This is a genomic window from Streptomyces sp. NPDC056224, from assembly GCF_042267665.1.
Classification (GTDB): Bacteria; Actinomycetota; Actinomycetes; order Streptomycetales; family Streptomycetaceae; genus Streptomyces.
On record NZ_JBHJTK010000061.1, the window covers coordinates 18,945 to 35,604 of the forward strand.

General features: G+C 71.8%; 18 protein-coding genes. 6 read left to right on the plus strand and 12 right to left on the minus strand.

Going from position 1 to position 16,660, the window contains the following annotated elements; all coding sequences use genetic code 11:
• Positions 1-63 precede the first annotated feature (63 nt).
• Positions 64-1,083 (plus strand): non-homologous end-joining DNA ligase, encoded by a 1,020-nt coding sequence (gene ligD / locus ACFCZ1_RS35600; RefSeq protein ID WP_376682434.1) that lies wholly within the window; start codon positions 64-66, stop codon positions 1,081-1,083.
• 34 nt (positions 1,084-1,117) lie between these two features.
• On the opposite strand, the gene ACFCZ1_RS35605 is transcribed toward ligD, so the two are convergent.
• On the minus strand, positions 1,118-2,362 hold the full coding sequence (locus ACFCZ1_RS35605; protein ID WP_376682435.1) for a serine hydrolase domain-containing protein: 1,245 nt from the start codon (positions 2,360-2,362) through the stop codon (positions 1,118-1,120).
• 133 nt (positions 2,363-2,495) lie between these two features.
• On the opposite strand from ACFCZ1_RS35605, the gene ACFCZ1_RS35610 reads away from it, so the two are divergent.
• Entirely contained in the window at positions 2,496-3,245 is a 750-nt protein-coding gene (locus ACFCZ1_RS35610; protein WP_376682436.1) for an alpha/beta fold hydrolase, read from the plus strand.
• Here ACFCZ1_RS35610 and ACFCZ1_RS35615 read toward each other — a convergent pair.
• Entirely contained in the window at positions 3,229-3,894 is a 666-nt protein-coding gene (locus tag ACFCZ1_RS35615) for a TetR/AcrR family transcriptional regulator (protein WP_376682437.1), read from the minus strand. The genes ACFCZ1_RS35610 and ACFCZ1_RS35615 overlap by 17 nt on opposite strands.
• A gap of 163 nt (positions 3,895-4,057) precedes the next feature.
• On the opposite strand from ACFCZ1_RS35615, the gene ACFCZ1_RS35620 reads away from it, so the two are divergent.
• Entirely contained in the window at positions 4,058-4,852 is a 795-nt protein-coding gene (locus ACFCZ1_RS35620) for a VOC family protein (RefSeq protein ID WP_376682438.1), read from the plus strand.
• A 57-nt stretch (positions 4,853-4,909) separates the two neighbouring features.
• Positions 4,910-5,152: a WhiB family transcriptional regulator gene (locus tag ACFCZ1_RS35625; RefSeq protein ID WP_376682439.1), complete on the plus strand. Its 243-nt coding sequence runs from the start codon at positions 4,910-4,912 to the stop codon at positions 5,150-5,152.
• A gap of 64 nt (positions 5,153-5,216) precedes the next feature.
• Here ACFCZ1_RS35625 and ACFCZ1_RS35630 read toward each other — a convergent pair whose 3' ends face one another.
• From ACFCZ1_RS35630 to ACFCZ1_RS35660, 7 genes are all read right to left on the minus strand, one after another.
• On the minus strand, positions 5,217-5,546 hold the full coding sequence (locus tag ACFCZ1_RS35630; RefSeq protein ID WP_376682440.1) for a hypothetical protein: 330 nt from the start codon (positions 5,544-5,546) through the stop codon (positions 5,217-5,219).
• 145 nt (positions 5,547-5,691) lie between these two features.
• Positions 5,692-6,663 (minus strand): acyl-ACP desaturase, encoded by a 972-nt coding sequence (locus ACFCZ1_RS35635; protein ID WP_376682441.1) that lies wholly within the window; start codon positions 6,661-6,663, stop codon positions 5,692-5,694.
• A 649-nt stretch (positions 6,664-7,312) separates the two neighbouring features.
• Entirely contained in the window at positions 7,313-8,548 is a 1,236-nt protein-coding gene (locus ACFCZ1_RS35640; RefSeq protein WP_376682442.1) for an MFS transporter, read from the minus strand.
• On the minus strand, positions 8,545-9,495 hold the full coding sequence (locus ACFCZ1_RS35645; RefSeq protein ID WP_376682443.1) for a MerR family transcriptional regulator: 951 nt from the start codon (positions 9,493-9,495) through the stop codon (positions 8,545-8,547). Before ACFCZ1_RS35645 ends, ACFCZ1_RS35640 begins: the two co-directional genes overlap by 4 nt.
• A gap of 130 nt (positions 9,496-9,625) precedes the next feature.
• On the minus strand, positions 9,626-11,263 hold the full coding sequence (locus ACFCZ1_RS35650; RefSeq protein WP_376682444.1) for an ABC-F family ATP-binding cassette domain-containing protein: 1,638 nt from the start codon (positions 11,261-11,263) through the stop codon (positions 9,626-9,628).
• A 181-nt stretch (positions 11,264-11,444) separates the two neighbouring features.
• Positions 11,445-11,861: an SsgA family sporulation/cell division regulator gene (locus ACFCZ1_RS35655; RefSeq protein ID WP_376682445.1), complete on the minus strand. Its 417-nt coding sequence runs from the start codon at positions 11,859-11,861 to the stop codon at positions 11,445-11,447.
• A 179-nt stretch (positions 11,862-12,040) separates the two neighbouring features.
• Positions 12,041-12,454, minus strand: a complete 414-nt coding sequence (locus tag ACFCZ1_RS35660; protein WP_376682446.1) for a (4Fe-4S)-binding protein — start codon at positions 12,452-12,454, stop codon at positions 12,041-12,043.
• A 96-nt stretch (positions 12,455-12,550) separates the two neighbouring features.
• On the opposite strand from ACFCZ1_RS35660, the gene ACFCZ1_RS35665 reads away from it, so the two are divergent.
• Entirely contained in the window at positions 12,551-13,654 is a 1,104-nt protein-coding gene (locus tag ACFCZ1_RS35665; protein ID WP_376682452.1) for a WD40/YVTN/BNR-like repeat-containing protein, read from the plus strand.
• Here the strand turns inward: ACFCZ1_RS35665 and ACFCZ1_RS35670 are convergent, their stop codons facing one another.
• Both ACFCZ1_RS35670 and ACFCZ1_RS35675 read right to left on the minus strand, forming a co-directional pair.
• Positions 13,655-14,152 (minus strand): GNAT family N-acetyltransferase, encoded by a 498-nt coding sequence (locus ACFCZ1_RS35670; RefSeq protein ID WP_376682447.1) that lies wholly within the window; start codon positions 14,150-14,152, stop codon positions 13,655-13,657. It abuts the gene before it with no gap.
• A gap of 66 nt (positions 14,153-14,218) precedes the next feature.
• The gene (locus ACFCZ1_RS35675; RefSeq protein ID WP_376682448.1) at positions 14,219-14,518 is read right to left on the minus strand and encodes a YciI family protein; all 300 of its coding nucleotides are present in this window, start codon (positions 14,516-14,518) and stop codon (positions 14,219-14,221) included.
• A gap of 26 nt (positions 14,519-14,544) precedes the next feature.
• Between ACFCZ1_RS35675 and ACFCZ1_RS35680 the strand changes: the two genes are divergently transcribed.
• Positions 14,545-15,225: an endonuclease V gene (locus tag ACFCZ1_RS35680; protein WP_376682449.1), complete on the plus strand. Its 681-nt coding sequence runs from the start codon at positions 14,545-14,547 to the stop codon at positions 15,223-15,225.
• Between the two features lie 76 nt (positions 15,226-15,301).
• Here the strand turns inward: ACFCZ1_RS35680 and ACFCZ1_RS35685 are convergent, their stop codons facing one another.
• Entirely contained in the window at positions 15,302-16,519 is a 1,218-nt protein-coding gene (locus tag ACFCZ1_RS35685; protein WP_376682450.1) for a saccharopine dehydrogenase family protein, read from the minus strand.
• Positions 16,520-16,660 lie beyond the last annotated feature (141 nt).

Genomic DNA, 16,660 nt, shown 5'->3' on the forward strand with positions numbered 1-16,660 from the left:
GCGGTGGTACGTCCGGCCCCGCCCGGTGTGCAGGTCCGGCCGGGCCCGCCTAGCGTGGCGCACATGGGTGCTGCCGGTAATGCGATCGAGCTCGACGCGGGCGGGCGGACGGTACGCCTGTCCAGCCCGGACAAGGTGTACTTCCCGGAGCGCGGCCTCACCAAGAGGGATGTGGCCGAGTACTACCTGGCGGTCGCCGACGGCATCACGCGGGCCCTGCGAAACCGGCCGACGACCCTGGAGCGGTACCCGGACGGGGTGGAGGGCGAGTCCTTCTTCCAGAAGCGGGCACCGAAGAACCTTCCCGACTGGATTCCGACCGCCCACATCGCCTTCCCGAGCGGCCGCAGCGCGGACGAGATCTGCCCGACCGAGCCGGCCGCCGTGCTGTGGGCCGCCAATCTGGGCTGCCTCACCTTCCACCCCTGGCCGGTACGGCGCGAGGACACCGACCGCCCCGACGAGCTGCGGATCGACCTCGATCCGCAGCCGGGCACCGACTACCACCACGCGGTGGCCGCCGCGCACGAGCTGCGGGCCCTGCTGGAGGAGCTGGGTCTGCGGGGCTGGCCCAAGACCTCGGGCGGCCGCGGCCTGCACGTCTTCGTCCCGATCGCGCCGCGCTGGACCTTCACCGAGGTCCGCAGGTGCGCCATCGCCCTCGGCCGGGAACTGGAGCGCCGCATGCCGGGCAAGGTCACGACGGCCTGGTGGAAGGAGGAGCGCGGCGAGCGGATCTTCGTCGACTACAACCAGACGGCGCGCGACCGCACGATCGCCTCCGCCTACTCCATCCGCCCCCGCCCGCACGCCCCGGTGTCGGCGCCGCTGCGCTGGGACGAGGTGGACGACGCCGAGCCGCGCGACTTCGACATCGTGACCATGCCGGCCCGCTTCGCCGAACTGGGTGACCTGCACGCCGACATGGACGACCACGCCTTCGTCCTCGACGCCGTACTCGAACTCGCGGCCCGCGACGAGCACGAGCACGGCCTGGAGGACCTGCCCTACCCTCCGGACTATCCGAAGATGCCGGGCGAACCGAAGCGGGTCCAGCCGAGCCGGGCGAAGCGCGAGGACTGACGCGAGGACTGGACGGCATCCGCAGGCCGGGTCCTCAGCTGGGCTTCGGGGCGGTCGGCTTGTGGCCGGGGTACACGTGGTCGGGGGTCACGATGCTGGTGATCGCCTCGCCGAAGAGGGTGCTGGGCTCCTGGCCCCGGTACTCGACGTCGGTGTTGAGGAGGACCACCATGGTCGCCCGGTCCTCAGGCAGATAGACGGTCAGCGTCTCGTACCCGGGCAGTGAGCCGTTGTGGCCGATCCAGCCCTGGATGTTGAAGATGCCCAGCCCGTAACCGGCGCCGGGAATGCCGATCGAGGTGGTCTTCAGCCGCTCGGCCTGGGTCGCGGGCGTGAGCAGCGTGCCGGTGGCCAGGGTGCGCGCCCAGCTGCGCAGGTCCTGCTGGTCGGAGATGATCGCTCCCGCGGCCCAGGCCCAGGACGGGTCCCAGTCGGTCGCGTTCACGATCCTGCCCGAGGCCGACTGGTCGGTGTAGCCCTGCGCGTGCGGTGCGGGGAACTCGGCCCCGACGGGGAAGAGCGTGTGGCGCAGACCGGCCGGCTCCAGGACGTTCCGTTCGATGACCTCGCGGAGCGGCCGACCGGTGATCTTCTCGATCACCAGGCCGAGCAGGATCAGGTTGGTGTTGGAGTACTCCCACTTCTCGCCCGGTGCGAACTGGACGGGGTGCGTGAAGGAGTAGCCGAGCAGCTGCTGGGGCGTGAAGGGCTTCTTGGGGTCGGCTTCGAACGCCTTGATGAAGCCCTCGTCCTCGGTGTAGTTGAACAGCCCGCTGCGCATGCCGGCCAGTTGGCGCAGAGTGATGCGGTCCCCGTTCGGAACGCCGCTGATGTACTTGCCGATGGGGTCGTCCAGACCGATCTTGCCCTGGTCGACGAGCTGGAGGAGGGCGGTCACCGTGAACGTCTTCGTCTCACTGCCGATGCGGATCTGGAAGTCGGTCTGCATCGGAGCGCCGGTCGCCTTGTTCGCGACCCCGAAGTTCCTCACGTAGCTCCCCTTGCCGGGGGCCCACAGACCCACGGTCACGCCCGGCACGCCGGTCTCGCGCAGGACCCGCCGGATGGCGGCGTCCAGTCGCGCAGCGACGGCCGGGGTGAGCTGGGGGAATTCCGTGTCGCCGTCCGGGGTGGGGGAGGGGGCGGCGGGGACGGCGGGGACGGACCGGCCCTGGGCGGGCGCTCCGTAGGCGGAGCCCGCGACGGCCGGGGCGATGAGCAGACCTGCGGCGGCGGTGGCCACGCAGGCCCGGCGGAGCCGTATGTACGTCGGCCTCACGGCATGCCTCCTGTTGTTCCTGGCGTACGAGGATCAAGGAAAGCGGTGGGCACAAGCGTAGGTCCACGCCATCAGGGGCGCGATCAGGGATGAAAACTACACGAACGATCGTGCGCGGGCGGAGACCGGCCGCGTGTTCGTACGGGGCATACCCGTCACCACGTACCGCTGGGGCGGCGGTGATCACGATGGTGGTGACGGCGGCAACGGCGGTGACGGCGGTGGCCGGCCCATCCTGGTCGCGCGCGGCTGGTTCTCGCGCGCCTCGCGGTTCGCCGGCATCGTCGAGGCCCTCCGCGCCCAGGGCCGTACGGTGATCGCCTTCGACACCCCGGGCCACGGCGAGTCCGGCGGCCGGGCCTCCACGATCCTCGACTACCGGGCCGTCATCCGGCGACTGCACGCGGAGCACGGGGACTTCTCGGCGGTCGTGGCCCACTCCTTCGGCGTGCTCGCCACCTTCCTCACGCTGCGCGACGGCGTCCGGGCCGACCGCATCGTCGCCATCGGAGGTGTCGCCGACTTCGACCACCTCCTGGACGGGTTCCGCACCCGGCTGCGTCTGGGCGAGGCGGTCCGGGCGGCGCTGCGCGGCCACGTGGAAGGCCGGCTGTTCCCCGGCGAACCCGACATATGGCAGCGCCTCGACGCCGCCCGGCGGCAAGCGGACCTGTCGGCCCCGATCCTCCTCGTCCACGACGCGGACGACGACGTGGCCGCCCCCGCGCAGTCCCGCGCGATCGCCGCCGCCTACGGTTCCCAGGCCCGGCTGATCGAGACGAGCGGCCTGGGCCACCGGCGCATCCTGTGCGACCCGGAAGTCATCGCAGCCGCCGTCGAGTTCGCGACCTCGCCGACGGCCGGGGTCAAGAAGGGGAGTTGATGAAGGCGGGCGGCCGGTCCGGGAGTTCCTCCGGAGCGGCCGCCACTGCCCGCAGCCGGCCGAGGATGCCGCGGCCGGCCCGCTCGTACGCCGCCGGGTCCTCGTGCAGGACGGAGTGCGCGTTGGCCAGCTCCATCAGAGCGATCACCTCGAAGGCGAGCTGGGGGACGTCCGCGCGGTCGAACCCGTCGCGGAATCCGCCCGCCAGCCGGGCCTCTTCCAGGGTCCGCTCGACGTAACGCGTCCAGTCGGAGCGCACCTTGGCGATTTCGTCGCGCACGGGGCCGGGCCGGGCGTCGAACTCCGCGGAGACGCCGTAGAAGAAGCATCCGCCGGGGAAGACGCGGCGCCCGGAGTAGCCGAGCCACAGCTCGCACACCCGCCACACCTTGGCGAGGCCTGCGGGGTCCTCGCGCACGGGCCGGACGACCTGCTCGACGAACACGTCCACGGCGGCACGGACGGTGGCGAGCTGGAGGTCCTCCTTGGAACCGAAGAGGGCGAACACACCGCTCTTGCTCAGGCCGAGTTCCGCGGCGACCTTCCCCAGGGACAGTCCTTCCAGCCCGTCGACGGAGGCGATGCCCATCGTCCGGTCGAGAACGGTCCGTCGCGTCTGGTTGCCGCGTTCCACGCGTCCGTCTGCCATCTCGCCACCTTACCGAACGCACGATCGTGCACTCTGTGAAGCAGCACCGGGCTGCTGTCAGTGGCGGGTGCCATGCTCGAAGGGAGGGACAGGGGCGGACGGACGGATAGACGGACGGGCGAGGCAGGACAGACAGGACAGGACAGTGGAAGGGGTGCGGACCATGCTCACCACGGACTACAAGGACGGCTCACCGAACTGGGTCGACTTCGGTGCGCCGGACCTCGGAGCCGCCGCCGAGTTCTATGCGGGACTGTTCGGCTGGGACTTTCAGGCGGGTGGCGAGGAGGTCGGTGGATACGGGATGTTCCACCTCGGCGACAAGACGGTCGCGGGCGGTATGACCGTTCCGGCGGACCAGGGCCCTTGTGCCTGGCAGGTGTACTTCCAGACCTCCGACGCGGACGCGACGGCGGCGGCCGTGGTCAAGGCGGGCGGCTCGGTGACGTTCGACCCGATGGACGTCCTGGATTTCGGCCGGATGGCGATGTTCGCCGATCCGGAGGGGGTGGGCTTCGGGGTGTGGCAGCCGAGGAAGAACAGTGGCCTGGGCGCCGTGACGGAGGTGGGCTCCCTGTGCTGGACGGAGCTGTACACGGGCGACGTGGCCCGAGCGGCCGAGTTCTACCGCACGGTACTCGGCTGGGAGATCGGCGAGATGCCGTTCGAGGGCGGTACGTACACGATGGCCAAGCCGGCCGGTACGACGGAACAGGCCTCCTTCGGCGGTCTGGTCCCGATCTCGTCGGATCCGGTGGAGGACGCGGGACGGCCCTACTGGACGCCGTACTTCGAGGTCGCCGACTGCGACGCGACGGCGGCGAAGGCGGAGGAGTCGGGGGGGAAGGTCCGCCTCACCCCGGTGTTCATGGAGGGAGTCGGCCGTTTCGCCAAGCTGGCGGATCCCTTCGGGGCGCGATTCGCGGTCATAGCCAGCGTTCCGCCGGCGGGGTCATGACGGGGTGTTGATCGCCCGTTGATCGGACGTCCATCGGCGGCGGTCAGTATCACCGGCATGTCGATGAACACCACCACCACTGCAACTGCTTGGTACGACCTCGCCCTGTGCGCCCAGACGGGCCCGGGCTTCTTCTTCCCCGAGCCCGGATCTTCGCTGCGCGACGCGAAGCGGCTGTGCGGGGCGTGCGAGGGGCGGGCGGCGTGCCTGGAGTACGCCCTGGCCAATGACGAACGCTTCGGCGTCTGGGGCGGCCTCTCCGAGTCCGAGCGCCTCGCCCTGCGCTCGCGCCGCCGCTGATCAGGTCCGCGCACCCTCGCCGCCGCGCCGCACCGGCCCCACCCGCAGGGCGAGCTCGAACCCCTCACCGCCGCACTCCTCCCGCCAGGGCACGGCGGGCCGCCAGGGCACGGTGGGCCACCGGGGTCTCGTGCCACCCCGTGAGGTGCTTCGCGGCCTCGGCGAGGGAGGTGCGGGCAGAGCCCGGGCAGCGGGGGAGGTCCTGCGAGAGGGCGGCGCGCCAGGCGGTCGCGGCCTCGCCCTGCCAGTCCGGGCCGTGCGAGACCAGCGCCTTCATGGCGCGCGAGGCCTCGCCAAGGGAGGCCGCCGACGCGGAGGATTTCCTGGTCAGGGCCAGGACCTCCGCCGGATTTCCGGGAGCCGGGTCGAAGCCGAGGGCGGCGTGGCCAGTCATGCGTGCCCGCCGCCCGGCGGAAGGCGGCGCGGATGGCCTCCTCCCGCTCCACGAACGCCGTGGCGCTGCGGATGACGCGAAACCCTGGCAGAGCAGGGCTCTGCCAGGGCTATAGGCGTCACGCGCCCGAGCGGGCGGGAATCGGTCAGGCCTTGCGGGCGGCCAGACGCGCCGCCCGGGCGGCCAGGCGCTCGTCGAACTTGCGGGCCTCGGCGTCCAGGCCGTTCATGAACAGGCCGAGCTCCTCCTGGGCCTGCTGGCCCTCGGGGCCCAGACCGTCGATGTCCATGATCTTCAGGAAGCGGATCACGGGGCTCAGCACGTCGTCGTGGTGGATCCGCAGGTTGTAGACCCCGCCGATCGCCATCTGCGCGGCCATCCGCTCGAAGCCGGGCATGCCGTGTCCGGGCATCCGGAAGTTGACCACGACGTCCCGCACGGCCTGCATGGTGAGGTCCGGGGCGAGCTCGAAGGCCGCGCCCAGCAGGTTGCGGTAGAAGACCATGTGCAGGTTCTCGTCCTGCGCGATGCGCGCCAGCATCCGGTCGCAGACCGGGTCACCGGACTGGTGGCCGGTGTTGCGGTGCGAGATGCGGGTGGCGAGCTCCTGGAAGGCGACGTACGCCACGGAGTGGAGCATGGAGTGGCGGTTGTCGGACTCGAACCCCTCCGACATGTGCTGCATCCGGAACGCTTCCAGCTTGTCCGGGTCCACGGCGCGCGAGGCCAGCAGGTAGTCGCGCATCACGATGCCGTGGCGGCCCTCCTCGGCCGTCCAGCGGTGCACCCAGGTGCCCCAGGCGCCGTTGCGGCCGAAGAGCGAGGCGATCTCGTGGTGGTAGCTGGGGAGGTTGTCCTCGGTCAGCAGGTTCACGACCAGCGCGATCTTGCCGATGTCGGTGACCTTGGACTGCTCCGGATCCCAGGCTTCGCCGTCCTCGAAGAAGCCCGGGAAGTTCCGGCCGTCGCTCCACGGGACGTACTCGTGGGGCATCCAGTCCTTGGTGACCTTCAGATGGCGGTTGAGTTCCTTCTCGACCACCTCTTCCAGCGCGAACAGCAACTTGGCGTCTGTCCACGCCTCCGAGCTGCCGAGGTGGGGAGAGGTGATCGTCACGGGTACTCCTGGGTGCAAAGCGAATTACCTACGGTTCCGTAGCCTACGGAGTCGTAGGTTAAGCGCGACATTAAGACCCAGCCAACCCCCACCCCTGCCTATGTCCGGTTACGTCCAGTTATCTGCGCAGTTTGGGACGGGTTCGAGTGTGAATCGACGAGCCAAAGTCACGCCGACAGGTGGTCCGCGGCTCCCGCCTTGACGGCTCAGACCGGCGCGCGGAGGGCCTCGTGCCGGGCGATCTCGGTGTGTCGTCGGGGAAGGCGAGGGCGCGGACACGCTCGGCGCCGAGGCGCCGCTGCCGCGCGCTCGGCGTGCTGCTGCCCCGTGGGGCCACTCATGACCACCCGGTGATCTTTGATCACGTGGCCTGAGGTCGGTCCACGAGTCGCGGCGGACACCGCCCGAGGCGCTGAAGCCGAACTGCTCGACGGGCCTGCCGGGCGGCGCCCACTGCGCGGGCTCCGCCCGCTCCGTCGTCCGGTCCCTGCTCACCCGGCACGGCCTGTCCGGCCTGTGCGAAACCGCCCCTCGCGGCATCCGGACCCGTCGCGTGCGCGCACCGGCTCACGCCCGACGATGAGCGCGTGCTGAAGATCCGTCGGCGGTTCGACGCGCTGCGGCCACGCCGTCGACGGCTGGAGGGACATCAGCGTCGTTGCCGGGGCCGAACCCGCCAGCTGACCACAGCAGCCATCATGATCAGCACGGGGACGAGCACGAGCGCCGTCGGGCTTCCCTTCGCATCGGCGAGGTGGGCGAACACGGCCGCCCCTGCCGCACCGCCGACCATGTCGAGGGTGCTGAGCCAGGACATGGTTTCGGTGACCTGCCCAGGCGGTGCCAGATCGCCTCCCGTGGTGCGCAGGACGGCGAAGAGCGACCCGATGACAAGGCCGGCGACCGGGCACACCGTGAGGACCGCCATCGGGGAGAGCCGTGCGGCCACGGCCAGAGCGGCACATCCGAGGGCGAAGAGGCCGAGGAGCACCGGAAGTGCGAGCCCACGCGGCGGCCGCTTCGTGGCCATACCCAGGGTAAAACTCCCCACAACGCTGCCGACCGCAAGGCTGCCCAGATACAAGCCGGTGAGTTCGGCCGCCTGCACCTGCCGCGCGTAGACCGGAAGCACCACGTCCATGGCCGTCACCGCCATGACGAAAATCGCATCGGCGGCCAGCAGGCGACGCAACGGCGACGACATCAACGGCCCCAGCCAGTGTCCAGCCGCGGCCGAAGGCACGAGGGCAGCAGAGGAATTGACCACCACCAGTGCGACGGTGACGACCGTCACCGCCGTGATGGCCGCACACGGCAGGAGAGGCGAGAACGACAGGCTGAGCCAGCCGGCGAGCACCGGACCGACGATCAGCGCGGCACCCATCATGGAAGCGTCCAGCGCCATGGCCGTGTTCAGCGTGGTGCTGGTGGTGACGCTGTGCCAGACAGAACGCATCATGACGGCGACGGGTGGAGCAGTCGCGCCGACGGCTGCGGCTAGTGAGCAGACCGCTGTGGCGTTACCGCCGCTCCGCACCGTCAGGATCACGGCGGTGGTGGCGGTGAGATGGGCGGCAAGGCAGCTGAGCAGGACCGGGCGGACCGGATAATGGTCGATGAGCCGTCCACGTAACGGAGCGGTCAACCCCTGGCCGAGAGTGGAGCAGCTCACCGCCAGTCCCGCGGTCCCATACGAACAGGCGCTGCTGACCAGGAGCAACATGCTCAGGCTGGTCATGCTCGCGGCCAGCTTCGACGTCATGCCGATGGTGGCCAGCCGCCAGAAGCCGGGCACGCGCATCAATGTCCGGTACTCGGCAAAGAACCGATTCGGGGCCGGGTGGCCTGATCCTGTGGCGACGGGCGTGGTGCGTGCTCGGCTCACCGCTGCGGTATTCGGGTACGGAGTGCCGTGGTGGACCAGGTGAGCACGGGCGCCAGGCTTCCGGGTGCCGGCCAGTTGTTGATGACGGCCAGCAAGGACAGGTACTGGTCCCGGCGAGGGTCGTTCATCTGCTCCAGCCGGGCTGCAAGGCGCCGGTAAAGCGTACGGGGATCGTGCGAGGCCGGGCAGCCGAGGACGCGTGCGTAGTAGGCCGCGAGTACGGTCACGATCGGCTCCGCTTCGGCCGAGTCCGGCTCGACACCGGCCTCGAGAGCTGGCATCACCTGGGCCCGGACCGCTTCGGCGAGGACCCGGGGCAGGCCCGCGGCATCGTCCGGGGCCCGGTCGGTCGCCAGATCCTGGGCCATGCCGTGCAACGTGGAGCGGAAATCGTGGTCCTGGACCAGCTCGGCCAGCTCCACCCACGCCTCGATCTGCTCGGGTGCGGGGTCATCGGGCAGTTCGGGTGTCAGCGAGCGGGTGACCGCCGCGAACGCGGGGTGATCACGCAGGCCGTCGAACACGGCACCGAGGAAGTCGTCGATCAGACACTGCCGTTCGGCTTCCGACAGACATGCCAGTTTGTGCATGAGGTCCATCTCCTGGGGAGTCGAGCCGCGGCGCGCCACCGCCGTCAGCACAGCGCGGCGCTGCCGCAGGACGCGGATCTGCACGTCCAGTGCCTCGGCATGCGTCACCGCGACGTCCGTCAGCGAGACCTCCCGGTCCATGACCTTGCGGATCGTGGCCAGGTCGATTCCCAGCTCGCGCAGGGTACGTACGAGTTCGATGCGCGCGATGGCATCAGCACCGTACTGGCGGTATCCGGCCGGGGTGCGGTCGGTTGGTGGCACGATCCCGGTGTCTGCGTAGAACCGGATGGCCTTCACCGTCAGACCCGTACGCCGAGCCAGATCACCGATCGAATAGAGCGTCTCGCCGTTCATGCCCCCACCCTCACGTCTCCCCTTACCGGAGACTCAAGCCTCACGAACACCAGGCTGACCTACTCGGCAAAGCCCGCGGACAGGTTCAGACGCCAGAGGGGGGCGGCGAAACCCGGGCCTCAGCTCCCCGTCAGAGCCACAGCTCCTCCCGGACCTCCTCGGCCGTGGTCGGCCGCAGCTCGCCGTCCAGCAGCAGCCACCGGGTGATGCCGATCGACTCCAGGAACGGCACGTCGTGGCTGGCCACCACGAGCGCTCCCTCGTACGACTCCAGTGCGTCGGTCAACTGCCGCACGCTCGCCAGGTCCAGATTGTTCGTCGGCTCGTCCAGCATGAGCAGCTGCGGAGCGGGCTCCGCCAGCAGCAGCGCCGCCAGCGTCGCGCGGAAACGCTCGCCGCCGGACAGGGTGCCGGCCGGCCGGTCCGCCCGGGCGCCCCGGAACAGGAAGTGCGCCAGCCGCGCCCGGATCAGGTTGTTCGTGGCCTGCGGGGCGAACCGCGCCACGTTCTCCACGACCGAACGGCTGTCGTCGAGCACGTCCAGCCGCTGCGGCAGGAACCGGGTGGTCACATGGGTGACCGCCGTGCCGGACTCCGGCGCCAGCAGTCCCGCGACGGTGCGCAGCAGCGTGGTCTTGCCCGAGCCGTTGCGGCCGACCAGCGCGATCCGCTCCGGACCGCGCAGCTCCCACTCGCCCGGTACGGCCGCACCGTGGGCCAGGCGCAGATCGCTCAGGGTCAGTACGCTCCGGCCCGGCGGGACCTGGGTGGCGGGCAGCTTGATCCGGATCGCGTCGTCGTCGCGCACCGCCTCCACCGCCTGGTCCAGCCGCTCCTTGGCCTGGGTCAGCTTCTCGGTGTGCATGATGCGGTGCTTGCCCGCCGATTCCTGCGCCGCCCGCTTGCGGGCGCCCATCACGATCTTCGGCTCGCGCTTCGTGTCGTACATCTTCTGGCCGTACCGTTTGCGTCGCGCCAATTTGACCTGCGCGTCGGCAAGTTCGCGTTTCTGGCGCTGTACGTCGGCCTCCGCGACCCGGACCATCCGCTCGGCCGCGTCCTGCTCGGCGGCGAGCATCTGCTCGTAGTCGGTGAAGTTCCCTCCGTACCATCGGACTTCGCCGTCGCGCAGATCGGCGATCTGGTCGACCCGCTCCAGCAGCTCCCGGTCGTGGCTGACCAGGACCATCACCCCGGTCCACGACTCGACCGCCGCGTACAGCCGCCCCCGGGCCCGCAGGTCCAGGTTGTTGGTGGGCTCGTCCAGCAGCAGCACGTCGGGGCGCGCGAGCAGCAGGGCGGCCAGCCGCAGCAGTACGCATTCGCCGCCGGAGAGTTCGCCGACGGTGCGGTCCAGGCCGATCCGGGTGAGACCGAGCTGGTCGAGCGTGGCCAGCGCCCGCTCCTCGACGTCCCAGTCGTCGCCGACGGCATCGAAGTTCGCCTCCGTGGCCTCGCCCGCCTCGATGGCGTGCAGGGCGGTCCGGACGGTCCGGATGCCCAGGGTCTCGTCCACGCGCAGCGCGGTGTCGAGGGTGATGTTCTGGGGGAGGTACCCGACGCTGCCCGCGACGGACAACTGACCTTCGGAAGGGGTCAGTTCACCGGCGATGAGCTTCAGCAGGGTGGACTTCCCACAGCCGTTGAGCCCGATCAGGCCGGTGCGGCCGGGGCCGACGGCGAGCTGGAACCCGTCGAACACCGGGGTCCCGTCGGGCCAGTCGAAGGAGAGGTCGGAGCAGGTGAGATGGGCAGGGGCGTGACTCATGGAGGCCTCCAGGTTGCGTGAGTGGTGAATGCAACGCGGGGAGACAGTCGACGCGCGGGTGGTGGGTCGCTGTCTCGAACCTCAGACGAGCAATGTCCTGCTCCGTTTCGGCGGCAATGGGGCGATCACGAAGCTACGCGGCGGCCGGAGCCGCCCGCAAACGAATTTGCGGACGGACGGCTCAGCAGGTGTCGCGCATCAGCTCGGCCAGGCTGTGGTCCATGTCGAGGTAGAGGTGCTCCAGGCCGGGCGCGACCACGGCCGAGGCCCGCTCCAGGAACCGGTGCAGCTCCGCCGTCACCATCAGCACGATCGCCACGCCCTCCGGCGCGTGGAACTCGATCGTGGTCCGGTCGGCGTCGTACGGGCGCACGCGCACGTCGCCGCAGCCCGACGGGCGGTCCAGCCCGGACTCCAGCAGCTCGCGCGCGAAGGTCCAGGAGACCTCGACCCCCTCCAGCGTGGCCGGGGCCGGGAAGGCCATGCGCACCGCGAACGGGTCCGCCCGGTCGTAGCAGAGGGTGACGGGAACGGTCTCGACCTTCGGCGCGGTGGCGACCAGACGGGCCTGTACGGCCTGCTCGATGACAGTGATCAAGGCTCACTCCCTTGCGGCGGATCTGCTGCCGGGCCGTGGGATGGGCGCCGACAACCCGATAGACGCCGGAATCGGCAAATCCGTGCATGGAAGGTGACGTGAGCTGTGTCACCGATTGGCCGGAACCTGCCTGTGTGATCGCACAGAGTGACCGTCGGGGAGGCGTGACGAGGGGAAGATCAGTCGGAGTGGCACGTTCCGGAGAGGTCGCAGAAGGGCTGGTTACCGCTCACTCCACAGGCGCAAAGCATGGCCCGGGTCTCCCTGCGGACGATTCCGTCCGGCGTCGTCACGCGCAGGTCGCCGCGCAGCACGAGCCGGCCGGCGGGGTCGCGCACGACGGTGGTCGGCCGGTCCGGTTCCTCGGGCGGGCCGTCCGCGAGCCGGTACTGGAGCGCCCCCGAGGGGCAGCGCCGGATCACCTCGGCGACCCGCTCGGGAGCGGCGCCGTCCGGCTGGACCCAGGGGCGGCTGCCCGAGTCGAACACCTCGGGCAGCCCGCGCACGCACTCGGCCGCGTGCAGGCACCGCCCCGTCTCGTAGGTGACGGTGAGGAGCTTGCCGTCGTAGGCCTTGGGCTCTTCGGAGGGCATGGGCCCAAGGCTAGAGAGGTGCGGGCCGGGACGCACCCTGGACGGCGAAACGGGCGTGCGTTAGCTTCCGGCGCCATGAGACTTCTGGGAGTTGGCATGTGCGCGGCGGTTTTGGCGGTGGGGCTGTCGGCGGCGCCCGCCCAGGCGTCCGCCCTGGCACCGGATCGGGCAGCCGCGGGCGCGGAGCCGGCGGAAGCCGAGGCGAACGCGGAACTGCACGGCGCGCGATGGGCGTTGAAGGACACCGGGAAGGAGGTCCGCTTCCGGGGGCTGTCGGCGGTCAGCCGCACCACGGCCTGGGTGGCCGGCTCCAAGGGGACCGTCCTGCGCACGGTGGACGGCGGCCGTACCTGGGGCGACGTCTCGCCGCCGGGCGCGGTCGCGGAAGGCCTGGAGCTGCGCGACATCGAGGCCTTCGACGCGCGGCGCGCGGTCGCCCTGTCGATCGGGGAGGGCGGGGCCTCCAGGGTGCTGCGCACCGAGGACGGCGGCGCCACCTGGACCGAGACCTTCCGCAACCCCGACCCGCGTGCCTTCTACGACTGCCTCACCTTCTTCGACTCCCGGCACGGGCTGGCGATGAGCGACCCGGTGGACGGGCGGCTGCGCATCCTGTCGACCGACGACGGCGGGCGGAGCTGGCGGTTGCTGCCGGGCGAGGGCATGCCGGCGGCGCTGCCGGGCGAGGCCGGCTTCGCGGCGAGCGGCCAGTGCCTGGTCAGTGCCGGCCCGCGTGACGTCTGGCTGGCCACGGGCGGCGGGGCGACCGCGCGGGTGCTGCACTCCGCGGACCGCGGCCTGACCTGGCGCGCCGCCGAGTCCACCGTCCCGGCGGGCGACCCGGCGCGGGGCGTCTTCGCCCTCGCCTTCCGGGACCGTACGAGGGGGCTCGCGGTCGGCGGGGACTACCGCGCCGGGCAGGCCTCCCCGCAGGCCGCGGCCGTCTCCTCGGACGGGGGACGCACCTGGCGGCAGGCGGCGGCCCCGCCGCCGGCCTACCGCTCCGGCGCGGCCTGGTACCCGTACAGCGGCGGCACGGCGCTGGCGGTGGGTCCGACGGGCACCGATGTGACGGTCGACGGGGGCCACAGCTGGCGGCCGCTGGACGCCGGGTCCTTCGACACGGTCGACTGCGCCGCCGACACCGGCTGCTGGGCGTCGGGGGAGAAGGGGCGGGTGGCGCGGCTGGAGCGCCGCTGATCAGTCGGACCGGCCGGCCGCGGTGAACCGGTCCATGCCCGGGTAGCGGCCGGGGAGGAAGCCCGCCGCCCGGTAGACCGGTTCGCCGTCCGCGCTGGCGTGCAACTGGACGTAGCCGATGCCGATGCTCTCCAGCCAGCCGACCAGTCCCTCGACGACCGCCCGTCCGTGGCCGCGCCCCCGGGCGGGCCCGTCGGTGACGATGCCGTCGAGGTAACCGCGCCGGCCGTCGGTCCGGCGCGGACCCGGCAGGTGGTACGTCACCCAGGCCATTCCGGTGGCCAGCAGTGGCTCACCGGGGGCGCCGCCGACGACCAGGCAGCGCATGCCGGGGCGCTCGCCGACGCGCTCCGCGAACCAGTTCTCCGCGGTCTGCCGCCAGGCGGTGTCGGCCGGCCCCGGGTCCACTCCCAGGGACGCGAGGGCGACGGCGCGCAGCCGGATCAGCTCGGGTATGTCGCCGGGGGCCGCGAGCCGCGGGCGCAGGGGGGCGGACATGGATCTCCCTTGTCGAACGGGCGGGCCACGGTTTCGGTTTCGGCTTCGGCTTCGGAGACCGGGGCCTCACGCCACCGGGTTCTCGCGTACCGCCGCGAGGTCCGCCGACGTCTTCGTCGCGATGAACTCCGTGATGCGGTAGGCGCAGACGCCCGCCAGCGCGAACGGGTCCTCGGAAGCGATCTTCTCGATCTCCGCCCGGGAGACCCCGGCGGCCAGGATCACGCCGCCGTCGCGCGGAACCTTCCGGCCCGACGCGAGGAAGACGCCCGCGGCGTAGTGGCCGTCCAGCCAGGCGACATGGGCGTCCATCTCGTCTTCGACGGCTTCGATGGGCGCGATGTAGGTGAGCTCCATGACGAACATGATCGCCAGGCTACTCTCGCTCCATCATGACGAGTACGAAGACCCCCGCCGACGAGGCCGAGGCCCGGGCGATACAGGACGAACTACGCCACCAGGTCGTGCTCGACCAGACCGGCCCGCCGCCCGGCCGCGGGCTGGTCGCGGGAGTGGACGTCGCCTACGACGACGAGCGCGACCTCGTCGCCGCCGCGGCCGTGGTGCTCGACGCCGCCACCCTGGAGGTCGTCGAGGAGGCCACCGCCGTCGGGCACGTGAGCTTCCCCTACGTGCCCGGGCTGCTCGCCTTCCGCGAGCTGCCGACCGTACTGGCCGCGCTCGATTCCCTGGCCGCCGCGCCCGACCTCGTCGTCTGCGACGGCTACGGGCTCGCCCACCCCCGCGGCTTCGGCCTCGCCTGCCACCTCGGCGTGGTCACCGGGCTCCCGGCCATCGGGGTCGCCAAGAACCCGTTCACCTTCACCTACGAGGAGCCGGGTGCCCGGCGCGGCGACTTCACCCCGCTGGTCGCCGCCGACGGTGCCGAGGTCGGCCGGGCGCTGCGGACACAGGACGGCATCAAGCCGGTCTACGTCTCCGTCGGGCACCGCGTCTCGCTGGACAACGCCAGTGCCCACGTCCTCGCCCTCAGCCCCCGCTTCCGGATCCCCGAGACCACCCGGCACGCCGACTCCCTGTGCCGCCGTGCCCTGCGCGAGGCGACGGGGTGACGGGGTGCCGGGGCCGGGGTGCCGGGTGGTCTCGGCGGCGAAGAGGTGACGGGCCACGCGGTGACCCGCCGATCCGTCAGCGGGCGTCCGCCACCCGGAAGGTGATCCCGGCCTTCTGCAGGCGGGTGATCAGGGCGTCGCCCATCGCCACGGCCGTCGTCAGCTGTCCCGCCGCCTTCGGCAGGGCGTCGTAGGCCAGGCAGAGCGCCGACTCCGCCAGCATCTTCGCCGTCTCGCCGTACCCCGGGTCGCCGCCCGACACCTCGGTGAGCACCCGCCGGCCGCCGCCCTCGCCCACGAACCGCACCGTGAACCAGCTGCGCGCCCGCCGCTCCGCGTCGGGCCCCTGCCCCGGCTCCCAGCGGTTCATCAGCCACCGCCGGACGGGCGGGACCTGGGCCAGGGCCACCGTCGCGCCCAGCGCCGCCGTCCCGCCCACCGCGACCGGCAGGTGCTTGACCGACGCGTAGTGCCGGTAGCGGAAGTCCGGGCCGTACCGCTCGAGGGCGGCGGCCGACCGGGCCACGATCGCCGGGTCCAGCGTGGGCAGCGGCAGCGCCCAGGTGCCGGTCTCCCGGCTGAACCGCGGCGGCCCCACCGGCCCCCGTGCCCGGCGGCCCAGCAGCCGGGGCTCGTGCAGCCGACGGGCGTGCGAGGCCGCCAGGGTCTGCGGGCCGCGGCTCAGGGCGGTCAGCGCGGAGGCCAGGGTCCCGCCCGAGAACAGCGCGTTGGACCGCACGAACCCGTCGACCGTCAGCGGGACGCCCTCGGGCAGCCGGCCGACCGTGAAGTACGCCCCGAGGTCGGCCGGGATCGAGTCGAATCCGCAGGCGTGCACGAGCCGCGCCCCGGTCTCCCGGGCCCGCGCGTCGTGCTCGACGTACATCCGGTCCACGAACTCCGGTTCCCCGGTGAGGTCCACGTAGTCCGTACCCGCCTCCGCGCAGGCGGCGACCAGTTCCGCGCCGTACCAGACGTACGGGCCCACGGTGGTGGCCAGCACCCTTGTGGACGCGGCCAGTTCGCGCACCGCCCCGGTGTCCGCCGCGTCCGCCCGCAGCAGGGGGAGTCCCGCGCAGGCCGGATCGATCACGGCGAGCCGGTCGCGCAGCCGCTCCAGCTTCGCGAGGTCCCGGCCCGCGAGGGCCCACCGGCAGCCGGCGGGCGCGTGCGCGGCGAGGTACTCGGCGGTCAGCGCTCCCACGAACCCGGTCGCGCCGAAGAGCACGACGTCGTAGGCCCGTTCCGGACTCCCCGCGTCTCCCGGACGGTCCTGCCGAACCTGTGCGTTCATGAAAGCGCTCCTCCCAGCCGATGTCGGTGGCCGAGGCTAGCGTGACGTGCGTGCGCAACGGACGGCGCCCCCCGCCCCCCCCCCCCGGGCCCCGCCCCCGGGGCCCGGGGGGGGGCCACCCCCCCGGGGCGGGGATTTGGG